Genomic DNA, 24712 nt, shown 5'->3' with positions numbered 1-24712 from the left:
GTGGCAGTATCCAATGGTCGGTCATGACCGCGTCGCCGTCAGGACGTGACATGCCCCATGATGGGCGGGCCCGCACCTGTTCATGTTGCGATTGCAGCAACCGGACACCGCGGCCAGCTTGACCCCCGAGAACATAGACGAGAAGCGATTGACAACGATGTCACCCGGATCTGAAACTCGAGCGATGCACGATACCCTCTTCCTGTTTGGCGCCACCGGCGACCTCGCCCAGCGCTACCTGTTCCCTTCGTTGCTGCGCCTGCTGGGTGACGGCCTGCTGCCGGAAGACTTCAAGGTCCGCGCCTTGGCACTGTCCCCGCACGACACCGACGCGTTCCGCCAGATCCTGCGCCCGCGCCTGCAGCAGGCGATGCCGGCGGCCAGCCTGGATGACATCCAGTCGCTGCTGGACCGCATCGACTACCGTTCGGTGGACCTGCGCGATCCGCAGTCGGTGGCCGACTCGGTCAGCGACCTGGTCGACCGCAAGTGCGTGAGCTACCTGGCCATTCCGCCGGGCCTGTACATCTCCACCTGCGAGGGCCTGGCCCTGGGGGGCGCGCTGGCCGCGCCGGCACGCCTGATGCTGGAAAAGCCGATCGGCAGCGACAGCGCCAGCGCCGAACAGATCCTGACCACCATCGGCCAGTGGATCGACGAAGACCGCGTGTTCCGCCTGGACCACTACCTGGGCAAGGCGGCGGTGCAGAACCTGATCGCCCTGCGCTTCGGCAACACGCTGCTTGAGGCGGTGTGGAACCGCAACTACATCGAATCGGTGCACATCCTGGTCGCCGAGAGCGAAGGCGTGGATGGCCGCGATGCCTACTACGCGCGTTCGGGCGCGCTGCGCGACATGGTCCAGAGCCACATCCTGCAGCTGTTGTGCCTGGTGGCGATGGAACCACCGGCGTCGCTCGAAGCCGACCGCATCCGCGATGAGAAGGTCAAGGTGCTGCGTGCGCTGCGACCGCTGGATGCCAAGCATGCCGCGCGCGACAGCGTGCGCGGCCGCTACACCGCCGGCACCATCAACGGCCAGCCCGCGCAGGCCTACCAGCCGCCGGAAGGCAGCGATGTGGAAACCTTCGCCGGGGTCACCGCGCATATCGACAACTGGCGCTGGTCCGGGGTGCCGTTCCACCTGGTCACCGGCAAGCGCCTGGCCGAGCGCACCACCCGCGTGGTGGTCAACCTCAAGCCGGTCACGCATTGGCTGTTCGAACGGCCCGACCGCGCAAACGCGACGCCCAACCGCATCACCTTCCAGCTGCAGCCGCAGGAAAACATCGAGCTCGGCCTGATGAGCAGCCTGGCCGGCCCGGAATGGGGCGCGCTGGAACTGCACCCGCTGGAACTGGAACTGTCCGTGCCGACCGGCCTGCACCGCCGCATCGCCTACGAGCGCCTGTTCCTGGATGCCTTCAACGGCAACCATGCGCTGTTCGTGCGCGACGATGAAGTGCGTGCCGCCTGGGCCTGGATCGACAGCGTCAGCGATGCCTGGAAGGAAGCGCAGCTGCCGCTGCAGCCCTACCCGGCCGGCGAATGGGGCCCGGAACAGGCGTTCGGCTTCCTGCCGGCCGATGTGGATGCCGAGGCCAACCGCAAGGAACGGGCATGACGGTGTCGACCCAACCGGCGCTGGTGGCCGATATCGGGGGCACCAACGCCCGCTTCGCGCTGGCCGACACCAGCCTGGCCGCGCCGCTGCTGAAGGACAGCATCCGCGAATTCGTGGTCGCTGATTTCCCGTCGCTGGGCGATGCCGCACGGCATTACCTGGAGCAGATCGGCGCCGAAGCACGCCGCGGCGTGTTCGCCGTGGCCGGCCGCGTCGATGGTGACGAGGCGCGCATCACCAACCACCCGTGGGTGATCTCGCGCATGCGCACCGCGCACATGCTCGGCTTCGATGGCCTGCACCTGATCAACGACTTCGCCGCGCAGGCGATGGCGATCTCGCTGCTGCAGCCGCAGGACGTGGTCCAGGTCGGCGGCGCGGCGTGGGTGCCGGGCCAGCCCGGCCAGCCGCGCAATTACGCGGTGATCGGCCCGGGCACCGGGCTGGGCGTGGGCGGGCTGATCCTGCGCCACGGCCGCTGCTACCCGCTGGAAACCGAAGGTGGCCACGTCAGCTTCCCGCCCGGCACGCCGGAGGAGATCCGCATCCTGGAGATCCTGTCCGAGCAGTTCGGCCGGGTCTCGAATGAACGCCTGATCTGCGGGCCGGGCCTGGTCAACATCCATCGCGCGGTGTGCGAGATGGCCGATGTCGACCCGGGCCAGCTGCAGCCGGTGGACGTCACCGCGCGCGCCCTGCATGGCGACCCGCAGGCGATGCGCACGGTGGACCTGTTCTGCGCGGTGTTCGGCGCCATTGCCGGCGACCTGGTGCTGATCCAGGGCGCGTGGGACGGCGTGTTCCTGACCGGCGGGCTGGTGCCGAAGATGCTCGATTCCCTTCAGCATTCCGGCTTCCGCCAGCGCTTCGAACACAAGGGCCGGTTCTCGTCGATCATGGCCCGGGTGCCGTCGCTGGCGGTGATGCACCCGCACGCGGGCCTGCTGGGCGCGGCCGCCTACGCAGCCGACCTCGAACGCGACCTGCCAGGAGGCGCCGCATGAACGCACTTGAAGATTCCAACCGCTTCACCCTGATCCGGCACACCGACGCCGATGCGTGGATCGAGACGATCGCAGCCGAAATGGCGCAGATCCTCAACCATGACATCGATGCTGCCGGCCGGGCCCGGATGCTGCTCTCCGGCGGCACCACGCCGGCACCGGTGTACCAGGCGCTGGCCGAACTGGACGTGCAGTGGGACCGGGTCGAAGTCAGCCTGGTCGACGAGCGCTGGCTGTCGCCGCAGGACCGCGACAGCAATGCCTGGCTGGTTCGCCAGAGCCTGCTCAACCGCGCCGAGGGCGCACACTTCGATCCGCTGGTGCGGGTGGGCAAGCCGTTGCCGGAATGTGTCTACACCGCCAACCTGCAGGCGCAGCACACCGAGGCACCGTCGTTGGCGGTGTTCGGCATGGGCAATGACGGGCATACGGCATCGCTGTTCCCCGGCTCGAAGGACCTGGCCCGTGCGCTGGAAAGCACCCTGCCCTACGCCGCGCTGGATGCCACCGGCTGCCCGGGCTCGAACCAGTGGCCGCTGCGCATCACGCTGACACCGCACGGCATGCGCCAGTGCCGCCAGCGGCTGCTGCTGCTGCGCGGCAAGCAGAAGCTGGAAGTGCTCAAGCAGGCGCTGGAAAGCAACAACGCAGCCCTGTATCCCATTCTCAACGCGATCGATCTCGATGGCCGCCCGACGCTGCGCATCCACTGGTGCGACTGATTCGATGCCGCTGTCACTCCGTTCGCCCTCTCATAGCCGGTAGCCAATGAGCCTGCACCCCAAACTCCATGCCATCACCGAGCGCATCGTCCAGCGCAGTGCCGCGTCGCGCGCTGCGTACCTGGCGGGCATCGACGCCGCGCTGCGCGACGGTCCGTTCCGTTCGCGCCTGAGCTGCGGCAACCTGGCCCACGGCTTTGCGGCCTGTGGCCCGACCGACAAGAGCCGCCTGCGCGGCGGGGTCACGCCGAACCTGGGCATCATCACTGCCTACAACGACATGCTGTCGGCGCACCAGCCGTTCGAGCATTACCCTGAAATCCTGCGCGAGACCGCACGTTCGGTAGGCGCGACGGCGCAGGTCGCCGGCGGCGTGCCGGCGATGTGCGACGGGGTCACGCAGGGCCGCGGCGGCATGGAGCTGTCGCTGTTCTCGCGCGATGTGATCGCGCAGTCCACGGCGATCGGGTTGAGCCATGACATGTTCGACAGCACGGTCTACCTGGGCGTGTGCGACAAGATCGTGCCGGGCCTGCTGATCGGCGCGCTGGCGTTCGGCCACCTGCCGGCGATCTTCCTGCCGGCCGGGCCGATGACGCCGGGCATTCCGAACAAGCAGAAGGCCGAGGTGCGCGAGCGCTACGCGGCGGGCCTGGCCACGCGCGAGGAGCTGCTGGAAGCCGAAGCGGCGTCGTACCACGGGGTGGGCACGTGCACGTTCTACGGCACGGCCAATTCGAACCAGACGCTGCTGGAGGCGATGGGCGTGCAGCTGCCGGGCGCGTCGTTCGTGAATCCGGAAACGCCGCTGCGCGATGCGCTGACGCGGCATGCGGCGGTGCGTGCGCTGGAAATCTGTGCGCTGGGCGATGATTTCCGGCCGCTGGGCCGGTTGATCGATGAGCGGGCGATCGTCAATGCGGTGGTCACGCTGATGGCCACGGGCGGTTCGACCAACCACACGATCCACTGGATCGCGGTGGCGCGGGCGGCGGGCATCGTGCTGACGTGGGACGACATGGACCAGCTGTCGCAGCTGGTGCCGCTGCTGGCGCGGGTGTACCCGAACGGCGAGGCGGACGTGAACCGCTTCGCGGCGGCAGGCGGCACGGCGTTCGTGTTCCGCGAGCTGATGGACGCGGGGCTGATGCACGCGGACCTGGTGACGGTGGCCGAAGGTGGCATGCGCCAGTACACGCAGGATCCGGCGCTGCGCGACGGTGCGCTGACGTGGATCGAGGGCATTGCCGAGAGCGCGGACCGTGAGGTGGTGCGTGGGGTGGCCGAGCCGTTCGAGGCACAGGGTGGGCTGCGGCTGCTGCGCGGCAACCTGGGCCGTTCGCTGATCAAGCTGTCGGCGGTGAAGCCGCAGTACCGGACGATCGAGGCGCCGGCGGTGGTGGTGGATGCGCCGCAGGTGCTGAACAAGCTGCATGCGGCGGGAATGTTGCCGCAGGATTTCGTGGCGGTGGTGCGTTACCAGGGGCCGCGTGCGAACGGGATGCCGGAACTGCATTCGCTGGCGCCATTGCTGGGGCTGCTGCAGAACCAGGGCCGGCGTGTTGCGCTGGTGACGGATGGTCGCTTGTCGGGCGCGTCGGGCAAGTTCCCGGCGGCAATCCACATGACGCCGGAAGCCTCGCGCGGTGGTCCGCTGGGGCGGGTGCGCGAGGGCGACATCATCCGGCTGGATGGTGAGGCGGGCACGCTGGAGGTGCTGGTGGACGCGGCCGAATGGGCAGCGCGCGAGCAGGCGCCGAACACGGCACCGGCGGCGAATGATCTGGGCCGCAACCTGTTTGCGATGAACCGCCGCCTGGTGGGTCCGGCCGACCAGGGCGCGATTTCGATTTCGTGCGGGCCGGCGGCTGACGACGGCGACATGTGGAATTACGACGCGGAGTATGAGCTCGGGAATGACGCTGCTGCTGCGCTTGCGCCGCACGAGTCGAAGGACGCCTGACGGTTCTACTGCGAAGAGCGGCGGTTGGGTCTGCGTGGGTGAGGCAGCGGCGGGGGTCCCCTACGGGACACGCCGTGAACCCATCCATGGGGGCTCGTAGAAAACATCCATGTTTTCTACGGTCCCTACGGGGACCCCCGCCGCTGCCTCACGACACATTGCGGCGCCTTCTTATCCCAGGAATCAAACGGCGCACCGCTCCCCCGGTAGCGCCGACCGTTGGTCGGCCCACGGGGTCTACGACAACACACCGGCAATCGGCAGGCGTTGAATCCTGCCATCCAATGCTTCGAACAACCGAAAGGCTTCCCTATGAACATCGCAGATCATCAGAAACGCGCTGAATCGCTGTTGCTTGCCGCCGGCATCCTGCCGGTCGTTACCGTGCATACCCTCGACCAGGCACGCGCGGTCAGCGCGGCGCTGTTGGAAGGGGGCCTGCCGGCGATCGAGCTGACCCTGCGCACGCCGGTGGCGATGGAGGCGTTGGCGATGCTCAAGCGCGAGCTGCCGGATGTGGTGGTGGGTGCGGGCACGGTGCTCACGGTCGAGCAGATGCAGCAGGCCATTGATGCGGGCGCGGATTTCCTGGTGACGCCGGGCACGCCGGCGTTCATGGCCGATGCGCTGGCGGAGGCGCCGTTGCCGGTGGTGCCGGGTGCGGCCTCGCCGACGGAGCTGCTGGCGCTGTACGCGCGCGGGTTCCGGGTGTGCAAGCTGTTCCCGGCCTCGGCGGTCGGCGGGCTGGCGATGATCAAGGGCCTGGCCGGTCCGATCCCGGACCTGAAGCTGTGCCCGACCGGCGGCATCACGGAAACCACGGCGGCCGAATACCTGGAGCAGAAGAACGTGGTCTGCATCGGCGGTTCGTGGATGGTGCCGGGCCCCTGGATCGAGAACGGCGAGTGGGACAAGGTGCGCGACAGCGCGGCGCAGGCGGCGAAGATCGTGGCGCGGGTCCGCTCGCGCTGAACGAAAAAAGCCCGGGAATTCCCGGGCTTTTTTCTGGAGCGCGAGGCGGGCTTACATCGGCCGTGACGGGTCCACCAGGCCGTACTGGCTGGCCATGCGCGCCAGCGCGATGTTGTCGTGGATGCCCATCTTCTCGAACAGGCGCGCCTTGTGGGTGTTGACCGTCTTGGCGCTCAGGCTCAGGCGCTTGGCGATGTCTTCCTGGCGCAGGCCCTGGGTCAGCAGCAACGCCACTTCCAGTTCGCGCGGGGACAGGCTGTCGAACGGCGACTGGCTGCCTTCGACGTTGGACAGGGCCAGGTTCTGGGCGATGCTGCTGCCGAGGTAACGCCGGCCGAGCGCGGCGTCGCGCACGGCGCGCAGCAGTTCCTGGGCGTCGCAGGCCTTGCCGATGTAGCCGGAGGCACCGGCTTCGAGCAGGCGTTTGGGCATCGGGCCGTCTTCCAGCACGGACACGATCACCACGCGGGTGCCGTGGTCGCCACGCACCACGCGTTCGGTGACTTCCATTCCGCTTACCCCGGGCAGGTGCAGGTCGCACAGCACCACGTCAGGGCGCAGCAGGCGGATCGCAGGCAGCGCGTCCTCGCCGGATTCGGCTTCCCCCACCACTTCGATGTCCGTCTCGTTGGACAGGATCATCTTCATGCCGGTTCGCACCAGCGCGTGGTCGTCCACCAGATACACTCGAATCGTCATCCCACCCACCTTCGTCCAAACGCTGCAAACCGGGGCCAGCCTAGCGACGGGGTCGGACGATAACAAGGAAGTATTTTCCCCATCAGCGCATTCTGATGCCCGCGTCACATCCGTGCCGGGCTACCCCTGCCCCATGCCTATCACCCCAGGCCATATCGGTTTATTGGACCTATGACGGTCCGCGGAAACCCCTGCCGCATCCGGCCCGCTCCCAGCAGGCCGGTCAGTGCCGGCGGCGCCAGGGATGGCGGCGGCGGAACATCACCAGGAAACACCCTACCACCCAAACCAGTGCGGCACACCATCCGGCCAGGATGTCGGACGGGTAATGCACGCCCAGGTAGATGCGTGACAGGCTGACCGAGCCGGCGAACAGCACGCCGAACACCAGCGCCGGCCAGCGCCAGCGGGTGTTCCAGGCCAGCAGCACCAGCACGGCGGCGAGGGTCATCGAGCCCATGGCGTGGCCGCTGGGGAAGCTGTAGGTACTTTCCGGGGCGATCGACTCCCACAGGGTCGGCCGGTCGCGCTGGAAGAACTGCTTGCTGCCGATGTTGAGCAGGGCCGAGCCGGCGAAGCTGAGCGCGGCAAAGCTGGCTTCACGCCAGCGCCGGCGCAGCAGCAGCACGGCCACGATCAGGATGTCGGCCGGGATCACGCCCCACTGGTAGCCGATCCGGGAAATGAACACGAACGCGGCATCCAGGCTGGGCCGGGCCACGTCATGCATTTTCCACAACAGCGGGGCATCGAAGTAGAACGCCTCCAGCTCGTGCACTTCGTCGGCCAGCGCCACGAACCCGGCCAGCGGCAGCAACACGCCGGCAAACAGCAGCACGAAGCGCCAGGCATTGCGCGCCATCCAGTGGCGGACGCCGGCGGCCGGCTCCGGCGCGGCCAGCACGGCGGGCTTATCCGACGCTTCGGACATACTTGCGTTCGACGTACTCGTCGATCAGCGCCACAAATTCCTGGGCGATGTTGTCACCGCGCAGGGTGACCGTCTTTTCGCCGTCGACGAACACCGGTGCGGCCGGGGTTTCACCGGTGCCGGGCAGCGAGATGCCGATGTTGGCGTGGCGCGATTCGCCCGGCCCGTTGACGATGCAGCCCATCACGGCCAGGGTCATGTTTTCCGCGCCGGGATGGCTCACTTTCCATTCGGGCATCTTGCCGCGCACGTGGTTCTGCACGACCTTGGCCAGCTCCTGGAAGAACTCGGAGGTGGTACGGCCGCAGCCCGGGCACGCGGTGACCAGCGGGGTGAAGGCGCGCTGGCCGGTGGTCTGCAGCAGTTCCTGGGCGACGATCACTTCCTGCGTGCGCGACTGGCCCGGTTCGGGCGTCAGCGAAATGCGGATGGTGTCGCCGATCCCTTCCTGCAGCAGCACGGCCAGCGCCGCCGAGGAAGCGACGATGCCCTTGCTGCCGATGCCGGCTTCGGTCAGGCCCAGGTGCAGGGCGAAGTCCGAACGCTGGGCCAGGTCGCGGTACACGGCGATCAGTTCCTGCACGCCGCTGACCTTGGCCGACAGCACGATGCGGTCGCGCGGCAGGCCCAGTTCCACGGCGGTGTGCGCCGAATCCAGCGCTGAACGGATCAGCGCTTCGCGCAGCACCCGGCCGGCGTCCCAGGGCTGGGCGCGCTGGCTGTTCTCATCCATCAGGCGCGCGGCCAGCGACTGGTCCAGCGAGCCCCAGTTGGCGCCGATGCGGACCGGCTTGTCGTAGCGGATCGCGAACTCGATGAGCTGCGCGAACTGGGTGTCCTTCTTTTTGCCAAAGCCGACGTTGCCCGGGTTGATCCGGTACTTGGCCAGCGCTTCGGCGCAGGCCGGCTCCTGGGTCAGCAGCTGGTGGCCGTTGTAATGGAAGTCGCCGATCAGCGGGACCTCGATCCCCATCATCCGCAGCTTTTCCACGATGCGCGGAATGGCGGCGGCCGACTCGGGATTGTTCACGGTCAGGCGCACCATTTCCGACCCGGCCCGCCACAGCTCGGCCACCTGCTTGACACTGGAGGCCACGTCGGCGGTGTCGGTGTTGGTCATCGACTGTACTACCACGGGCTGGCCCCCACCCACGACCACGCCGCCGATGCGGACAGGCTGGGTCTGGCGGCGGGCCCACACGGTGGTGTCGGAAGGTTGGGTCGGTTGGCTGACGGCGTCGTGCATTCCCCATTTTAACGCACCCGCGCGCCCCCGATGCGGCCGATTGTCGCAGGCAGCGAACCGCGCAAGCGCATACGATGGCAGCCGATGACCGGTACCGACGCCCCCTTCCTACGCACCCTGTGCAGCCTGCGCTGGCTGGCCGTGGCCGGCCAGGCCGCGACCATCCTGGTGGCCAGCTGGGTCCTGGGGCTGGAACTGCCGCAGCTGCCGCTGTGGTCCGGGGTGCTGGTGCTGATCCTGTTCAACCTTTACGCGCAGCTGCGCGTGCTGGATGCCGATACCGCGCCGCTGACCGCGTTCTGCCACATCCTGGTGGACGTGGCGGTGCTGACCTGGATGGTGGGCTGGAGCGGCGGGGTGGGCAATCCGTTCGGCTCGCTGTTCCTGATCCTGATCGCACTGGCCGCGCTGGCCCTGCCGGTGCGCTGGACGCTGGCCGTGGCCGCCGCCTGCCTGATCGGCTATGCGGTCAGCGGCATCTTCGGCAAGCCGCTGCCGCATGGTTACTTCACGGCCATGGACCTGCACCAGTGGGGCGTGGTGGCCAACTTCCTGCTGTCGGCGGCGGTGGTGCTGGCCTTCGCCACCCGGCTGGCGATGGCACTGCGCCGGCGCGAACACGAACTGGCCCTGCTGCGCGAACGCTTCGCGCGCAACGAGGGCATCGTGGCGCTGGCCACCCATGCCGCCTCGGTAGCGCATGAACTCAACACCCCGCTGGCGACCATGACCCTGCTGGCCGACGACATCGCCGACCAGACCGACAACCCGGAAGTACGTGACGATGTCGACACGCTGCGGGAGCTGCTGGTGCAGTGCCGCGAACGGGTGCTGGCGCTGGCGCGCCCGGCCGCCGGCCAGGCGCGCGGCAACGCGCCGGTGACCCTGCCGCAGGTGCTGGAGCAATGGCAGCTGGTACGCCCGACCATCACCCTCAAGCGCAACGAGGATGCCCCGCTGCAGCAGCCGCTGGACCCGGGCATCGGCCACCTGCTGATGGTGCTGCTCAACAACGCCGCCGATGCCGGCGAACAGGCCGAACGGCCGCAGGTGGACCTGACCCTGCGTATCGAAGGCAGCGACCTGATCGGCGAAGTGCGCGATTACGGGCGCGGCTTCGACGCACGCGATGCGGTGCTGCCCGGCACCTTGTTCAGCAGCGGCAAGACCCAGGGCATGGGCGTGGGCCTGGCCCTGTCCCATGCCACCATCGAGCGCCTGGACGGCGAGTTGTGGATGCGGCCGGCGCAGGGCGCCGGCACCCGCGTCGGCTTCCGCCTGCCCCTGGCTGCACCGGAGATTTCGCCATGAATACCCCCACCCTGCCCGCCTCCAGCCACGGCCTGCTGGTCGATGATGACGAACTGTACCTGCGCACGCTGCAGCGCAGCCTGGCCCGCAAGGGGCTGGAAACGGTGACCGCCAGCGACATCGCCTCGGCGTTGCTGCTGGCGCGGCAGCAGCCGCCGGCCTACGCCCTGATCGACCTGAAGCTGGGTTCGGAATCCGGCCTGTCGTTGATCCAGCCGCTGCGGGCACTGCGCGAGGACATGCGCATCCTGCTGGTGACCGGCTACGCCAGCATTGCCACCGCGGTGGAGGCGATCAAGCTGGGCGCCGATGACTACCTGCCCAAGCCGGCCACGGTGCCGATGATCCTGCGTGCGCTGGGCGAGGAAGACGACGGCCCGGCCGACGATGGCGAGATGGAGCCGCCGGATGCGATGACCCCGATCAGCCGCCTGCAGTGGGAACACATCCAGCAGGCGATGCATGAAACGGGCGGCAATGTGTCGGCGGCGGCGCGCCTGCTCGGCATGCACCGGCGGTCGCTGCAGCGCAAATTGGCCAAGCGGCCCAGCCCGGAGCGCGATCCGACGAGGTAATGGCGGGATCGCGGCGCGACGACCAACGGTCGTCGCCTACCGCGCATCACGATCGGCGAACCGGTAGGTATCGACCGTTGGTCGATACGCCGCTGGTAGGTATCGACCGTTGGTCGATACTGCTTGTCAGCGCAAACGCCCCAACAGCTCCAGCGTCACCGGATCGGTGATGCCATGCGCTTCACCCTGCAGCGCCGGCAACAGCTGGCTGGCCAACTGCTTGCCCAGCTCGACGCCGAACTGGTCGAAGGCGTTGATGTTCCAGATCAGCGACTGCACGTACACGGCGTGTTCGTACATCGCGATCAGCGCACCCAGCGACTGCGGGGTCAACGCGTCCAGCAGGATGAGCGTGCTCGGGCGTCCACCCGGGTACTCGCGGTGCGGATCGTCGCTGCCCTGGCCGTTGGCCAGTGCTTCGGTCTGCGCCAGCAGGTTGGCCATCAGCGCCTGGTGGTTGATTTCATACGGGTCGTCGTTGTGCACGCAGCCGATGAAATCGGCCGGAATCACGCTGGTGCCCTGGTGCAGCGCCTGGAAGAAGCTGTGCTGCACGTCGGTGCCCGCCCCGCCCCACCACACCGACACGGTGTCGCTGCCGACCGGGGTGCCGTCGAGCTGCACGCGCTTGCCCAGGCTTTCCATCACCAGCTGCTGCAGGTAGGCCGGCAGCAGCGCCAGGCGCTGGTCGTAGGTCATCACCGCATGCGTGGCATGGCCAAGCAGGTTGCGGTTCCAGATGTCGGTCAGGGCATGCAGGACCGGCAGGTTCTGCGCCAGCGGCGAACTGAGCGCATGCGCGTCCATCTCGGCCGCACCGGCCAGCAGCTGTTCGAAACGCTCGAAGCCGATTGCCAGCGCGATCGGGAAACCGACCGCCGACCACAGCGAATAGCGTCCGCCCACCCAGTCCCACATCGGCAGCACGCGGCCGGCGGCGATCGAGAACGCCTTGGCGGCACGCTCGGGATTGGCGCTGACGGCGTACAGGCGCTCGCTGCCGCCCAGCCAGTCATGCAGGATCTGCCCGTTGAGCAGGGTTTCCTGGGTGCCGAAGGTCTTGGAAATCAAGATGCCGGCGGTGGTGGCCGGGTCCAGCGTGGCCAGCGTGCGCTGCATGGCGGCGCCGTCCACGTTGGAAACGAAATGCACGCGGAAGCGCGCGCCGGTGACCGGACGCAGCGCGTCGGCGACCAGGCGCGGACCGAGGTCGGAACCGCCGATGCCGACGCTGACGATGTCGGTGACAGTGGTCTTTTCCAGCGCGGCGATCAGTTCGCCCATCTGCGCACGCACCTTGGCGGCGGTGGCGAAGGCTTCTGCGGCGACCGGGGCGCCACTGACATCGCCGCGCAGGGCGGTGTGCAGCGCGGCGCGGCCTTCGGTGACGTTGACCGTCTCACCGCGGAACAGGCGCTGGAAGCCGCCGGCGACATCGCGCTCGGCGGCGAGCTGCAGCAGCGCATCCAACGCCGCGCGGTCGTACTTCTGCCGCGCGAAGTTGGCATACAACGGACCGACCCGCAGCCCCAGCGATTGTGCGCGACCGGGTTCGGCGGCGATCAGTGCGGGGATGCTCGCGCCACGCAGGCGCTGGGCATGGGAGTGAAGCGGGTCGAATCCGTTGGTCTGTGTCATGCGGCCTGGGTCGGGATGCTGTCGTTGGTGTGGGAGATCTGGTTGTTGCCGTCCACATATACCAACTTCGGCCGGAAGCTGTCAGCTTCTTCTTCACTCATGCTGGCGAAGGCGGCAATGATGATGATGTCGCCGACCTGCACGTGGCGCGCGGCGCCGCCGTTGAGCGAGACCACGCCGCTGCCCGCTTCGGCGCGGATGGCATAGGTCGAGAAGCGCGCACCGTTGGTGACGTCCCAGATGTGCACCTGCTCGAACTCGCGGATGCCGGTGGCCAGCAGCAGGTTGTCATCGATGGCGATGGACCCTTCGTAGTTCAGCTCCGAATGGGTCACGGTGGCGCGGTGGATCTTGGTCTTGAGCAGGGAGAGGTGCATGGCACGGGACGACGTAAAGGAAAGGGAAATTCTAGCACCCGGGCACCGGGCGGCAGGGGTTTCCACCCACCCGCTGCCGGCGGTTCAGGCAGATGAGGGTCCCTACCGCCAATGGCGACTTTTTTGCGGCATTCGACGGTTGGCTGATTTGCCGGGCTTCGCCCGGCAGCTGACGATTTATGGCGAACAGCTGGTTGCCAGCAGTTTCCCTGGCTTGGCGGGACGGTGCGGGTTTGCGGGGGACGCCGTGAACCCATCCTTGGGGGCTTGGTCGCCGCATCCATGCGGCTCACACCCCCGCAAACCCGCCCCGACCCGCCATTGACAGTGTGTCGTTGCCATGGGAGAGCAAAAGCACACCTGGAGCGAGATGCACTGGCGCTGCTGTGGTTTTGGCTTTTTCCGTGGCAACCGACAGATTCAGGAGGGTCGGCCGGGGCGGGTTTGCGGGACCGTAGAAAACATGGATGTTTTCTACGAGCCCCCATGGACGGGTTCACGGCGTGTCCCGCAAACCCGCACCGGTCGGCCCAGCTCAGGCCAAGGCTCAGCTATCGGCTGTTTGCCAGATTGCGTGAAGCAGTCGGCCTCTGGGCCGACTGGCAGGGATCCAGCGCAATCCCTGGCCGGCGCTCACCCAATCGCTATCAAAACTCGAGGTTGTCGATCAGCCGGGTGTTGCCGATGCGCGCGGCGATCAGGGCGACGCGGTTGCCGTCTTCGCTGTCGGCCGGCTCGGACAGGTCCGGCTTGCGGACCACGGCGTAGTCGACTTGGAAGCCGGCGGCCTGCAGGGCCGCGGCGGCTTCTGCTTCGATCAGGCTGCGGGTCTTGGCGGTGATGAAGCCTTCGCGCATGCCCAGCAGCACCTGGTGGATGGTGGTCGAGACCGGGCGCTGTTCGGCGTTGAGGTACTGGTTGCGCGAGCTCATGGCCAGGCCGTCGGTTTCGCGCACGATGTCGCCGCCCACGATCTGGATCGGGAAGGCCAGGTCTTCCACCATCTGGCGGATCACCGCCAGCTGCTGGTAGTCCTTCTTGCCGAAGGCAGCCACGTCCGGCTGGACCTGGTTGAACAGGCGCGAGACTACGGTGCACACGCCGTCGAAGTGGCCCGGGCGGTGGGCGCCTTCGAGCAGGCTGGAAATGCCCGGCACGTTCACGCTGGCCGCCAGCTCCACCCCGAACGGGTACATCGATTCGACCGTAGGCAGCCACAGCACGTCACAGCCGGCCTGCTCCAGTCCGGTGGTGTCGGCTTCCGGGGTGCGCGGGTAGCGGGTGAAGTCTTCGTTCGGGCCGAACTGGGTCGGGTTGACGAACACGCTGGAGACCACGCGGTCAGCGTATTGCTTTGCCAGGGTGACCAGGGAGTAATGGCCGGCGTGCAGGTTGCCCATGGTGGGGACCAGCGCGACGCGCAGGCCCTCGCGCTTCCAGCCGTTGACGACGGCGCGCAGGCGGGACAGTTCGGTGACGGTGTCGATCATGAGGCGTAGGCGTGTTCTGCGTCGGGGAAGGAGCCGTCGCGCACGGCGTCGGCGTAGGCACGGACCGCGCCGGCGACCGACCCGCCTTCGGCAAGGAAATCCTTGACGAACTTGGGACGGCGGTGGCCGCTGTCCAGGCCGAGGAAATCGTGCAGCACCAGCACCTGGCCGTCGCACTGCGGGCCGGCGCCGATGCCGATGGTGGGCACCGACACCGCGGCGGTGACCTCTGCAGCCACCGGCGACGGCAGGCATTCGAGCACCATCATGCTGGCACCGGCCTCGACAACGGCCTTGGCGTCTTCAACCAGCTGGCGGGCCGCATCGCCGCGGCCCTGCACGCGGTACCCGCCCAGGCGCAGCACCGACTGCGGGGTCAGGCCGAGATGCGAGCAGACCGGGATCTCGCGATCCACCAGGTAACGGATGACGTCCAGCTTGAAGCCGGCGCCTTCGATCTTGACCATCTCCGCGCCGGCCTGGAGCAGGCGCAGCGAGGCCTCGAAGGCGCGCTCAGGGGTGGCGTCAGCGCCGAATGGCAGATCGGCGATCAGCAGCGCGCGGGTCAGCACCCGGGCCACGCAGGCGGTGTGGTAGACCATGTCGTCGGTGGTCACCGGCAGGGTCGAATCGTGCCCCTGCACCACCATGCCCAGTGAATCGCCGATCAGGATCAGGTCGACGCCATTGGCGTCGAACGCACGCGCGAAGCCGGCGTCGTAGGCGGTCAGCATGACCAGCTTCTGGCCGTTGCGCTTGGCCTCGGCCAGTGCGGGGACGGTCCAGGGCTTGCTGTCTGCGTGGGTACTCATGAGCTGATAACCGGTGGCGATAAGCCCCGCATTATCCTCCTATTGGCGCGATCCCGCAGGCCTCGATACGCATCGCAGCGTCCCGCACGCGGCCCTGCCCCGGAATCATCGCCTCCGGGGCGATCTCGGCCAGCGGCAGCAACGCGAACGCGCGCACGTGCAGGTAGGGGTGCGGCACCTTCAGCTGCGGCAGGTCGATCACCGCCTCGCCGTACAGCAGCAGGTCCAGGTCGAGCGTGCGCGGACCCCAGTGCACCGCCGCATCGCGGACCCGGCCGAAGTCGCGCTCGATGCCCAGCAGCGCCTCAAGCAGTGCGGTCGGTTCCAGCCCGGTGTCGAGCAGCGCGGCGGCATTGACGAACGCCGGCTGGTCTTCATTGCCCCAGGCCGGCGTGCTGTACAGCTGCGAGCGCGCCTGCAGCGTGGTCAGCGGCAGCGCGGCCATGGCGGCGAACGCCGCGCGCAGGGTCTGCGCGGCGTCGCCGAGGTTGGCGCCCAGTCCAATACAGGCCAGGGTCACGACTTACTCGCCTGCAGCGCCACCGGGACGACGACGACGGCGGCGGCGCTTGCGCGGCGCCCCATTCTCGTCCAGCTCGCCTTCGGCCTGCGCGGCGTCCAACGTGGAATCCAGCTCGGGCCCGGACTGCAGCTGGGCTTCGCGCCAGAACTCCACATCGGCCTGGTGCTCGCTGGAGGCCACCTGGCGCAGCGCAAGGAAGTCGAACGCGGCACGGAAGCGCGGGTGGGTCAGGGTGCGCACCACGCGCTTGCGCTGGCGCGAGCTGAAACGGCCCTGCAGCAGCCAGATTTCCTGCATCGGCAGCGAGAACCGACGCGGCAGCGCGATGGTGGTCAATTGGTGCAGGGTGACCCGGTCGGCGGCACGGCGCTGCGCTTCTTCCAGCTGCACGCCCTGCTTCTGCAGGGTCGCCAGCGCGCGGCAGAACGCCGGCCACAGCAGCAGCGCGAACAGGAACGAGGGCGAGACCGGCTCGTCGTTGGCCACGCGCTGGTCGGTGTTGTGCAGGCCTTCGATGACCATGCGGCGCAGCGCGCCACTGCGGTTGCTGCGCAGCGCGGCGGCACTTTCCGGGAACAGCACGTCGAGCAGCCCGTAACGCTCCAGCCCTTCGAAGCTGGCCACGCCGTGGCCGGACAGGAACAGCTTGAGCACTTCTTCGAACAGGCGCGCCGGCGCGGCTTCGCCCAGCAGGCTGGCCAGGCGCGGCAGCGGTTCGGCGCTGGCGTCGTCGATCTGGAAGCCGAGCTTCGCGGCCAGGCGCACCGCGCGCAGCATGCGCACGGGATCTTCCTGGTAGCGCTTTTCGGGATCGCCGATGAGTTTCATGAGGCGCGCCTGCACGTCTTCGAAGCCACCGGTGTAATCGCGCACCGAGAAATCCTCGATCGCGTAGTACAGGGCATTGCAGGTGAAGTCGCGGCGCACCGCATCGTCTTCGATGCTGCCGTACACGTTGTCGCGCACCAGCATGCCGTTTTCCATCTCGCGGTCGCCGCTGCCGTCGTCAATGTTGGCGCGGAAGGTGGCCACTTCGATGATTTCACGGCCGAACACCACGTGCGCCAGCCGGAAGCGGCGCCCGATCAGGCGGCAGTTGCGGAACAGCGACTTGACCTGCTCCGGCGTGGCATCGGTGGCCACGTCGAAATCCTTGGGGTTGCCGCCGACCAGCAGGTCGCGCACGGCGCCACCCACCAGGTAGGCGCCAAAGCCCGAGTCGCGCAGCCGGTACAGGACGCGCAACGCGTTGGGGCTGATGTCCTTGCGGGAGATGTTGTGCTGGTCGCGGGGGATCACGCGCAGACTGAACGGTGATGTAGCGGAGGAATTGATGTTGGCGCTTCCGGTTGAAGTTTCGGGATTGCCCAATGGCATCGAGGTCCATATACTAGCGCGCTGCGCAGTTCGCGACAAAGCATGCTCCCTTCGTCTAGAGGTTAGGACGTGGCCCTCTCAAGGCTAAAACAGGGGTTCGAGTCCCCTAGGGAGCACCATTTGCCGCGCCAGCCGACGAAAAACCCCGCCTTGGCGGGGTTTTTGCGTTGTGGGGCCGGGCCTCAGCCCTCCATCTGCTCCAGCTCCTTGCCCTTGGTCTCGCGCACGTAGCGCAGCACGAAGAAGATCGAAGCCACCGCCGCCACCGTATAGATGCCGTAGGCGCCGGCCAGGCCGATGCCGGCCAGCAGGATCGGGAAGGTCACGGTGATGGCGAAGTTCGAGGTCCACTGGGCCGCGCCGGCCACCGCCAGGCCCGAACCGCGGATCTGGTTGGGGAACATCTCGCCCAGCATCACCCACATGACCGGGCCCCAGGACATGTTGAAGAACACCACGTAGACGTTGGCCGCCACCAGCGCCAGCCGTCCCATGCCGTCGGACAGCTGCAGGTGGCCATCGGCCAGGGTGCCGCTGGCAAAAGCCACCACCATCAGCGCCAGCGCCACCGACATGCCGACCGAGCCGACCCACAGCAGCGGCTTGCGGCCGACCCGGTCGATCAGCACCACGGTCAGCAGGCAGGCGCCGATGCTGAGCGCGCCGGACAGCACATTGATCAGCAGTGCGTCGTTTTCGGAGAAGCCGACCGCCTGCCACAGCACCGCGCCGTAGTAGAACACCACGTTGATGCCAACCAGCTGCTGGAACACGGCCAGGCCGATGCCGACCCAGACGATGCCGCGCAGCTTGCCGGTGCCCTTGTCGACCAGATCCGACAGCCGCGGGCGATGCTGGTCCTGGGCCAGCGAGCCTTCGATCTCGGCGATCTTGGCCTGGGCCTCGGCCGCGCCGTACAGGCGGGTCATCACGGCCAGCGCATCGGCGCGACGCCCCTTCACCACCAGGTAGCGCGGGCTTTCCGGGATCCCCAGCAGCAGCACCAGGAACAGGGCCGACGGAATGGCCTGCATCCAGAACATCCAGCGCCAGGCTTCCTGGCCCAGCCACAGCGGCTCGGTGGAGGCCCCGGCAGCGCGGGCCAGCAGGAAGTTGCTCAGGAACGCGCAGAACAGCCCGCTGATGATGGCGATCTGCTGCACGGTGGCCAACCGCCCGCGATAGCGCGCCGAAGCCACCTCGGCGATGTACGCCGGCGACATCACGCTGGCGGCGCCCACCGCGAAGCCGCCGATCACGCGCGCGATCACGAACGCAAGCGAGCTGTGCGCCGAACCGGCGCCCAGTGCCGACAGCAGGAACATGACGGCGGCGATGATCAGCACCCCGCGCCGGCCGAGGCGGTCGCCCAGGCGGCCGGCGAAGAAGGCGCCAATCGCGCAGCCCAGCAGCATGGAGGCGACCTCGAAGCCGATCCCGGCCTCGCTGGACTGGAAGGTCTGCTTGAGGCCATCGACGGTGCCGTTGATGACGCCGCTGTCGAAGCCGAACAGGAAGCCGCCGATGGTGGCGACGCAGCTGATCAGCACGATGAAGGAGGTGTTCTCGCCGCGGGCGGCGTTGGCTGCAAGTGTGGTGGACATGAAGGGTCCTGGCAGGAGTGGGACAGCAACGGGTCAGCGCAGCGGGGTCTCGTCCGGCAGGTTCTCACACGCCCTGCCTGCCCACAAAGGGCTGCCAGGGCCTGATCTGCCTGCGTCTTGGCCCCCGGGTGTCTACCGGTAGGCATCGGCATCTAACCGCACCCACCGGCTCCGGCGCATCGTGCACTGCGACAAAGCCGCAACTGTTCTAGAATTGTCCGGCTTACTGTCGGATCCAGATCCAGCCATGCCCTTTGTCGTCACTGAAAACTGCATCAAGTGCAAACACACCGATTGCGTGGAAGTGTGCCCCGTGGATTGCTTCCACGAAGGCCCGAACTTCCTGGTGATCGACCCGGATGAGTGCATCGACTGCACCCTGTGCGAGCCCGAATGCCCGGTCAACGCGATCTTCCCCGAAGACGACGTGCCCGCCGGCCAGGAAAAGTTCGTGGAACTCAACGCCGAGCTGGCCAAGGCCTGGCCGGTACTGACCGTGCGCAAGGACCCGCCCGCCGACGCCGGCGAGTGGGACGGCAAGCCGGACAAGCTCCAGTATCTGGAGCGGGGATAGGAAAAAAGGCGCCGTCGGCGCCTTTTTTGTTTGGATCGGTGGCCATCTGGAACCCACCGGGCCTGTAACGGTTCGGGGCCCATGGTTGATTGATCCGGATCCCAATGGGGCCCGTAACAATTCGTAGCCCCGGCCGTTGGCCGGACACCGCGCGCAGCGCGGCCCAAGCGTCCGGAGCCGATGGGTTATCGCTTGCGGCCAACATCCCGGCGTTTAAAGGTTCCGAAACCGCCCGTCAGGCGTTCATGACGCCTGATGCACGGTTTCGTTTTGGTTGCACACCCGGATGTACGGTCGCGACCGACAGCATGTCAGGCTCCGGACCCTTGGGCCGCGCTGCGCGCGGTGTCCGGCCAACGGCCGGGGCTACGAACCGTTACGTAACGCCCGCAAATCGGGATCAATCAACCATGGGTGGGCAACCGTTACGGGCCCATTGGGAACTGGATCAACCCACCATCTGCCCGGGACCGTTACGGATTGCCCCGAACGTTTACCGGCCCACCCGGGCCCACAGGCCCGGCCGGCGGCCGGACCCATGTCAGCATCATTGCGCCAGCTTCGCCTTCAGCTCACCCAGCAGCTTGGTCGGCGCAGCACCGGTAGCCGGCAGGCCGCGCGGGTCGACGGCCGAAATGTAGGCGCCGGCTTCGACTGCGACCACGCGGATCAGGAAATCGCTGCCTTCGAAGGCCACGTCGTAGGAGCCCAGCAGCTGGGCCTTGCTGGCGACCTTCACGCCCTGAACCGACTCCAGCGCCGTGCCGACCTTGCCGAACACCTCGTCCTTGCTGCCCGGGACGGTGAAACCGGCATTGTTGGCGGCCGGCGCCTGGGACGAGGCCGGCTTGGCGGCCTGCGAGGCCAGTACCGGCACCTGCGCGGCCGGGCTGGCGCCCGGGGCGTTCAGATCCGGCGGGATTTCCAGCGGGCGCACTTCCGGCGCCAGTGCGTAGTCGCCCTTGACGCCGCGCTTGCAGCCGGTGACACCTGCCAGGGTGGCGGTGGCCAGAATCGCGAACGACAGCACGCGGATGGCGGAAACGGATTGACGCATGTGAATCTCCTGGGTCAGGCCACTGATGTCAGTGGCTGGAAAGGGCTTCGAGCGCACCGATGTCGGTGGCCAGGTGTTCGGCGGCGGCGTGGTGGGCGGCCGACAACGACAGCAGCGGCAGGCGCAGGCCGTGGCCGATGCCGATCCGGCGCAGCAGGTCTTTGACCGGGATGGGGTTGGGTTCCACCCCGCAGAATTCATGGAACGGCTCCAGCCGGGCATCCCAGGCCTCGGTGGCCTCGCGTTCGCCGGCCGCGGCCAGGTCGCACATGCGCCGGTAGGCACCGGGCAGCGCGTTCGAGCCGACCGAGATCAGCCCATCCACCCCCGACAGGATCGAACGGGCGGCCGTGCCGTCATCGCCACTGAGGATCGCAAAGGTCGGCGACCGCAGCGCCAGCAGCGCCTGGACCCGACCCACATCGCCCACCGCTTCCTTGATGCCCACGATGTTCGGGTGCGCGGCCAGCTCGGCCACCGTTTCCGGCAGCATGTCGCAGCCCGTGCGGCCCGGCACGTTGTACAGGATCACCGGCAGGCCGCCTTGGTCCGCCACCGCCCGGTAGTGGGCGATCAGCCCGGCCTGGGTCGGGCGCACGTACGGCGGGGTCACCACCAGCGCGTGGGTCGCGCCGCTGGCCGCCGCCCGGCGGGTCTGCTCGATCGTTTTGGCGGTTCCGGACAGGCCGGTACCCGCCAGCACCGGAACCCGCCCGGCCACGGTTTTGACCGCACTGCGCAGCAGCTGGTCATATTCGTCATCGGACAGGGTCGCGGCCTCGCCGGTCGACCCGGCCACCACCACCCCGTGAACGCCACCCTCCAGTTGCAGGTGCAGCAGGCGCTGCCAACCGTCGGGATCCAATGCGCCATTGGCCTGGAAAGGCGTGGCCAGCGCGGTGATGAGACCGGAAAGGGACAAGGAAACGATGCTCGGAAGTAAGGGGGACGAACGCCGCTGGAAGCGCGGTCGGACGTACGTTGCATGTTACTTGCGGGTCGAAAGCGCGGGCAAGTATGCTGGACTCCGGCGAACGCGCCGTCGTCGGCGCCGTTCAGACTCATCCCGCATTACCGGAACCACCTTGACCGACACCACGCCGCGGCCTGCGCCGACCGAAAACCATCTCCTGATCAACGCCTACACGACGCATCCGGAGTCCCCCCTGCTGCCCGTCACCCGGCGCATCGCCGACAGCGGCTGCAACCTGGTCGATGCCCGCCTTGCCACCGTGGGCCGCGATGTCTCCGTCACCGCCCTGGCCACCGGCTCCTGGGACTCGGTGGCCAAGCTGGAAGCCATGCTGACCCGGCTCGAGCGCGAGGAAGGCCTGAAGCTGGTGTGGTACCGCACCGGTGCCAAACAGGCACAGTCCAACCTGCTGCCCTACATCGTGGAAGTGATCGCCGCCGACAAGCCCGGCATCCTGTTCCAGCTGGCCGATTTCTTCGACCGCCAGGGCATCACCATCGAAAACCTGCAGAGCACCCGCTACCGGGCCATGCAGACCGGCGCGGAAATGTTCTCGGCGCAGGTCACCATCGGGGTGCCCGCCAACATGCACATCGCCGCCCTGCGCGACGATTTCCTCGAATTCTGCGACCACCTCAACCTGGACGCGATCATGGATCCGATGAAGTTCTGACGGCTTCGCGCGTTCATCACCAACGCGCGGTGTTTCATGCAGTTGTAAGACGCTTCACTCAGGCTCCGCAGCAAGGACCTCATGAACAACGGCGATACCCTGGACAGCACCACCCTCGCCCTCCCGCTGGCCCTGTCCGGCGGCGACCACACCACCCTCGGCGATCTCGCCGGCCAGTGGCTGGTGCTGTACTTCTACCCCAAGGACAGCACCCCGGGCTGCACCACCGAGGGCATCGACTTCAACGCCCTGCTGCCGGCGTTCAAGCGTGCCGGCGCCCGGGTGTTCGGCGTCTCCCGCGACTCGGTCAAATCCCACGACAACTTCTGCGCCAAGCAGGGCTTTGCCTTCCCGCTGGTCAGCGATGGCGACGAGGCGCTGTGCAACGCGTTTGATGTGATCAAGCTGAAGAACATGTACGGCAAGCAGGTGCGTGGCATCGAACGCAGCACCTTCCTCATTTCGCCCGACGGTCGTATCGTGCAGTCGTGGCGCAAGGTGAAAGTGGCCGGCCACGCCGAATCCGTCCTTGAAGCCCTGAAGGCCGCGAAAACCCAGTGATCCACCTGTACCCCACAATGGCCATCACCCTGCCCCGCAGGTCGTGATGGCTTGTCCCTGTTCTGCCACCAGGAAATGACGATGACCCGAGGCAAGCGCATCTACGTTCTGGATACCAACGTGCTCATGCACGATCCAACCGCGCTGTTCAAGTTCGAGGAGCATGATGTCTACCTGCCGATGCAGGTGATCGAAGAGCTGGACAACGGCAAGAAGGGCACGTCCGAAGCGAGCCGCAACGCCCGCCAGGTGAGCCGCTTCCTCAACGAGCTGGTGCAGGCCTCGGGCCTGGACAACCTGGCCGACGGCATTCCGCTGCAGCGCCCGAACGGGCTGCAGCTGCGCGGCAAGCAGAGCGTGGGCCTGCTGCGCTTCCAGACCAGCCATTTCGATGCCGGCAAGAGCTTCGGCGCGGTCATCCCGGACAACGCCATCCTCGGCGCGATCCTCGCCTTGAAGGAACAGGTGCCGGAGATTCCGGTGGTGTTCGTCTCCAAGGACATCAACCTGCGGATCAAGGCGGCCATCGCCGGGATCGTGTCGGAAGACTACGAGAATGATCGCGCACTGGACGATTTCAGCCTGCTCTACACCGGCGCCACCGAGCTGCCGGAAGACTTCTGGAAGAAGCACACCGACGACCTGCGCAGCTGGAGCGACAAGGGCCGCACCAGTTACGAAATCCTGGCCAAGGATGACGAAGACTGGCATCCCAACCAGTACGCCTACCTGCCGGGCGACGATGAAGTCGAACTGCGGGTGGCCAAGGTCGATGGCAGCGGCAAGGTGATCCTGTCGCTGGTCAACGATTTCCGGCATGGCAGCCATGCGGTATGGGGCATCAGCGCACGCAACCGCGAGCAGAATTTCGCGCTCAACGCGCTGATGGACCCGGAGATCGACTTCGTCACCCTGCTCGGCACCGCCGGCACCGGCAAGACCCTGCTGGCGCTGGCCGCCGGCCTGGCCCAGACCATGGACCAGCAGCGCTACCGCGAAATCATCATGACCCGCGCCACGGTCAGCGTGGGCGAGGACATCGGCTTCCTGCCCGGCACCGAGGAGGAAAAGATGACTCCGTGGATGGGCGCGCTCACCGACAACCTGGAAGTGCTCACCCACACCCAGGAAGGCGGCGCCTGGGGTCGCGCGGCGACCAACGACCTGATCGCCAGCCGGATCAAGATCCGCTCGTTGAACTTCATGCGCGGGCGTACCTTCCTGTCGCGCTACCTGATCCTGGACGAGGCGCAGAACCTCACCCCCAAGCAGATGAAGACGCTGATCACCCGTGCCGGCCCCGGCACCAAGATCGTCTGCCTGGGCAACGTCGAACAGATCGACACGCCCTACCTGACCGAAACCACCTCGGGCCTGACCTACGCGGTGGACCGCTTCAAGAACTGGCCGCACAGCGCGCACATCACGCTGCGCCGTGGCGAGCGTTCGCGCCTGGCCGATTACGCTTCGGAGGTGCTGTGAACCGTTCCCTGTCCCGTGCGTTGCTGCCACTGGCGCTGGCGGCCGTGGCAGCTGCCTGCACGCCTGCCAACACCCGCCCCGGCGCCACCGTGCCGACGGCGGTCAAGACCGGCCAGTCGTGGGTGGTCACCCGCCCGCTGGTGGTTGCCCAGGTCCTGGATACCTGCTCGCGTCCCAGCCCCGGCCAGACGCCGGGGCGGGTCACCGGCTACTGGGCACCCAGCCGCCAGCAGATCGAACAGCTGGAAAGCCGGTTGCCCACACTGGAAGCGCAGGTACCCAACGTCACCGATTTCGACCGCCAGTATGTCGGCATCGAAGTGGAAGGACGCAAGCTGATCTACCTCAACGCCTTCCACCTGCCCGACCACGGCGACATGGACCCCGCCCGCGAAGCGATCCGCGTGTGCGATGGTGGCAACCAGTTCTGGGGCGCGCTGTTCGATCCGACCAGTGGCGAGTTCTCCGAGCTGCAGTTCAACGGCGGCTTCGGCGGGTAGCGCCACGCCCTGCGCGGCTGCCGC

24 protein-coding genes and 1 tRNA gene are annotated in these 24712 nt (G+C 67.5%); 13 read left to right on the top strand and 12 right to left on the bottom strand.

Annotation, left to right across the window (positions count from 1 at the left end):
• The first annotated feature begins 184 nt into the window (after positions 1 to 184).
• From zwf to SOM39_RS12325, 5 genes are all read left to right on the top strand, one after another.
• Positions 185 to 1624, top strand: a complete 1440-nt coding sequence (zwf, locus tag SOM39_RS12345; protein ID WP_217535919.1) for a glucose-6-phosphate dehydrogenase — start codon at positions 185 to 187, stop codon at positions 1622 to 1624.
• Positions 1621 to 2628, top strand: coding sequence for a glucokinase (gene glk / locus SOM39_RS12340; protein WP_068850993.1), 1008 nt, complete (start codon positions 1621 to 1623; stop codon positions 2626 to 2628). Before zwf ends, glk begins: the two co-directional genes overlap by 4 nt.
• Complete coding sequence (pgl, locus tag SOM39_RS12335) at positions 2625 to 3350, top strand: 6-phosphogluconolactonase (RefSeq protein WP_068850990.1); 726 nt, start codon at positions 2625 to 2627, stop codon at positions 3348 to 3350. Before glk ends, pgl begins: the two co-directional genes overlap by 4 nt.
• A 46-nt stretch (positions 3351 to 3396) precedes the next feature.
• Positions 3397 to 5313 (top strand): phosphogluconate dehydratase, encoded by a 1917-nt coding sequence (gene edd, locus SOM39_RS12330; RefSeq protein WP_093534157.1) that lies wholly within the window; start codon positions 3397 to 3399, stop codon positions 5311 to 5313.
• A gap of 312 nt (positions 5314 to 5625) precedes the next feature.
• Entirely contained in the window at positions 5626 to 6285 is a 660-nt protein-coding gene (locus SOM39_RS12325; protein WP_320458500.1) for a bifunctional 4-hydroxy-2-oxoglutarate aldolase/2-dehydro-3-deoxy-phosphogluconate aldolase, read from the top strand.
• A gap of 51 nt (positions 6286 to 6336) precedes the next feature.
• On the opposite strand, the gene SOM39_RS12320 is transcribed toward SOM39_RS12325, so the two are convergent.
• The 3 genes from SOM39_RS12320 to ispG form a co-directional block, all read right to left on the bottom strand.
• Positions 6337 to 6984, bottom strand: a complete 648-nt coding sequence (locus SOM39_RS12320) for a response regulator (protein WP_068850981.1) — start codon at positions 6982 to 6984, stop codon at positions 6337 to 6339.
• Positions 6985 to 7207: 223 nt separating this feature from the next.
• On the bottom strand, positions 7208 to 7915 hold the full coding sequence (locus SOM39_RS12315) for a phosphatase PAP2 family protein (protein WP_093534152.1): 708 nt from the start codon (positions 7913 to 7915) through the stop codon (positions 7208 to 7210).
• On the bottom strand, positions 7896 to 9161 hold the full coding sequence (gene ispG / locus SOM39_RS12310; protein ID WP_093534150.1) for a flavodoxin-dependent (E)-4-hydroxy-3-methylbut-2-enyl-diphosphate synthase: 1266 nt from the start codon (positions 9159 to 9161) through the stop codon (positions 7896 to 7898). The genes SOM39_RS12315 and ispG overlap by 20 nt, the downstream gene beginning before the upstream one ends.
• An 84-nt stretch (positions 9162 to 9245) precedes the next feature.
• Here ispG and SOM39_RS12305 point away from each other — a divergent pair, with 84 nt between their 5' ends.
• Together SOM39_RS12305 and SOM39_RS12300 are read left to right on the top strand one after the other, a co-directional pair.
• Complete coding sequence (locus SOM39_RS12305; protein WP_320458499.1) at positions 9246 to 10472, top strand: ATP-binding protein; 1227 nt, start codon at positions 9246 to 9248, stop codon at positions 10470 to 10472.
• On the top strand, positions 10469 to 11047 hold the full coding sequence (locus SOM39_RS12300; protein WP_320458498.1) for a response regulator transcription factor: 579 nt from the start codon (positions 10469 to 10471) through the stop codon (positions 11045 to 11047). The genes SOM39_RS12305 and SOM39_RS12300 overlap by 4 nt, the downstream gene beginning before the upstream one ends.
• A gap of 126 nt (positions 11048 to 11173) precedes the next feature.
• Here the strand turns inward: SOM39_RS12300 and pgi are convergent, their stop codons facing one another.
• The 6 genes from pgi to pcnB all read right to left on the bottom strand — a co-directional run bounded on the left by pgi (position 11174) and on the right by pcnB (position 17258).
• Positions 11174 to 12685 carry a glucose-6-phosphate isomerase gene (gene pgi, locus SOM39_RS12295; protein ID WP_320458497.1) on the bottom strand — a complete coding sequence of 504 codons (1512 nt, stop codon included), beginning with the start codon at positions 12683 to 12685 and terminating at the stop codon, positions 11174 to 11176.
• The gene (panD, locus tag SOM39_RS12290; protein WP_068850963.1) at positions 12682 to 13062 is read right to left on the bottom strand and encodes an aspartate 1-decarboxylase; all 381 of its coding nucleotides are present in this window, start codon (positions 13060 to 13062) and stop codon (positions 12682 to 12684) included. The genes pgi and panD overlap by 4 nt, the downstream gene beginning before the upstream one ends.
• 647 nt (positions 13063 to 13709) lie before the next feature.
• Positions 13710 to 14552 carry a pantoate--beta-alanine ligase gene (panC, locus tag SOM39_RS12285; RefSeq protein ID WP_320458496.1) on the bottom strand — a complete coding sequence of 281 codons (843 nt, stop codon included), beginning with the start codon at positions 14550 to 14552 and terminating at the stop codon, positions 13710 to 13712.
• Entirely contained in the window at positions 14549 to 15364 is an 816-nt protein-coding gene (gene panB / locus SOM39_RS12280; protein WP_068850957.1) for a 3-methyl-2-oxobutanoate hydroxymethyltransferase, read from the bottom strand. The genes panC and panB overlap by 4 nt, the downstream gene beginning before the upstream one ends.
• Before the next feature lie 31 nt (positions 15365 to 15395).
• Positions 15396 to 15884: a 2-amino-4-hydroxy-6-hydroxymethyldihydropteridine diphosphokinase gene (gene folK, locus SOM39_RS12275; protein ID WP_320458495.1), complete on the bottom strand. Its 489-nt coding sequence runs from the start codon at positions 15882 to 15884 to the stop codon at positions 15396 to 15398.
• 3 nt (positions 15885 to 15887) lie between these two features.
• Positions 15888 to 17258 (bottom strand): polynucleotide adenylyltransferase PcnB, encoded by a 1371-nt coding sequence (gene pcnB / locus SOM39_RS12270; protein ID WP_068850951.1) that lies wholly within the window; start codon positions 17256 to 17258, stop codon positions 15888 to 15890.
• Positions 17259 to 17308: 50 nt separating this feature from the next.
• Here pcnB and SOM39_RS12265 point away from each other — a divergent pair.
• Positions 17309 to 17383 (top strand) — tRNA-Glu (locus SOM39_RS12265).
• 63 nt (positions 17384 to 17446) lie between these two features.
• On the opposite strand, the gene SOM39_RS12260 is transcribed toward SOM39_RS12265, so the two are convergent.
• A complete protein-coding gene (locus tag SOM39_RS12260) occupies positions 17447 to 18868 on the bottom strand; it encodes a sugar porter family MFS transporter (RefSeq protein WP_217535945.1) in 1422 nt (473 codons plus the stop codon).
• A gap of 247 nt (positions 18869 to 19115) precedes the next feature.
• Between SOM39_RS12260 and fdxA the strand changes: the two genes are divergently transcribed.
• On the top strand, positions 19116 to 19442 hold the full coding sequence (gene fdxA / locus SOM39_RS12255) for a ferredoxin FdxA (protein WP_068850945.1): 327 nt from the start codon (positions 19116 to 19118) through the stop codon (positions 19440 to 19442).
• Between the two features lie 547 nt (positions 19443 to 19989).
• Here the strand turns inward: fdxA and SOM39_RS12250 are convergent.
• Complete coding sequence (locus SOM39_RS12250; RefSeq protein WP_095364060.1) at positions 19990 to 20499, bottom strand: hypothetical protein; 510 nt, start codon at positions 20497 to 20499, stop codon at positions 19990 to 19992.
• A 28-nt stretch (positions 20500 to 20527) separates the two neighbouring features.
• Positions 20528 to 21421 carry a 4-hydroxy-tetrahydrodipicolinate synthase gene (gene dapA / locus SOM39_RS12245; protein WP_068850938.1) on the bottom strand — a complete coding sequence of 298 codons (894 nt, stop codon included), beginning with the start codon at positions 21419 to 21421 and terminating at the stop codon, positions 20528 to 20530.
• A gap of 163 nt (positions 21422 to 21584) precedes the next feature.
• Here dapA and SOM39_RS12240 point away from each other — a divergent pair, with 163 nt between their 5' ends.
• The 4 genes from SOM39_RS12240 to SOM39_RS12225 all read left to right on the top strand — a co-directional run bounded on the left by SOM39_RS12240 (position 21585) and on the right by SOM39_RS12225 (position 24688).
• Positions 21585 to 22145: a glycine cleavage system protein R gene (locus SOM39_RS12240; protein WP_019183297.1), complete on the top strand. Its 561-nt coding sequence runs from the start codon at positions 21585 to 21587 to the stop codon at positions 22143 to 22145.
• Between the two features lie 81 nt (positions 22146 to 22226).
• Positions 22227 to 22706 carry a peroxiredoxin gene (locus tag SOM39_RS12235; RefSeq protein ID WP_320458494.1) on the top strand — a complete coding sequence of 160 codons (480 nt, stop codon included), beginning with the start codon at positions 22227 to 22229 and terminating at the stop codon, positions 22704 to 22706.
• A gap of 81 nt (positions 22707 to 22787) precedes the next feature.
• Positions 22788 to 24188: a PhoH family protein gene (locus SOM39_RS12230; RefSeq protein WP_068850934.1), complete on the top strand. Its 1401-nt coding sequence runs from the start codon at positions 22788 to 22790 to the stop codon at positions 24186 to 24188.
• The gene (locus SOM39_RS12225; RefSeq protein ID WP_093534132.1) at positions 24185 to 24688 is read left to right on the top strand and encodes a hypothetical protein; all 504 of its coding nucleotides are present in this window, start codon (positions 24185 to 24187) and stop codon (positions 24686 to 24688) included. The genes SOM39_RS12230 and SOM39_RS12225 overlap by 4 nt, the downstream gene beginning before the upstream one ends.
• Positions 24689 to 24712: the final 24 nt, after the last annotated feature.

The organism is Stenotrophomonas sp. CFBP8994 (genome assembly GCF_034044835.1).
In the GTDB taxonomy this organism is placed as follows: Bacteria; Pseudomonadota; Gammaproteobacteria; order Xanthomonadales; family Xanthomonadaceae; genus Stenotrophomonas; species Stenotrophomonas rhizophila_A.
This window is presented reverse-complemented; position numbering and strand designations above follow the sequence as displayed.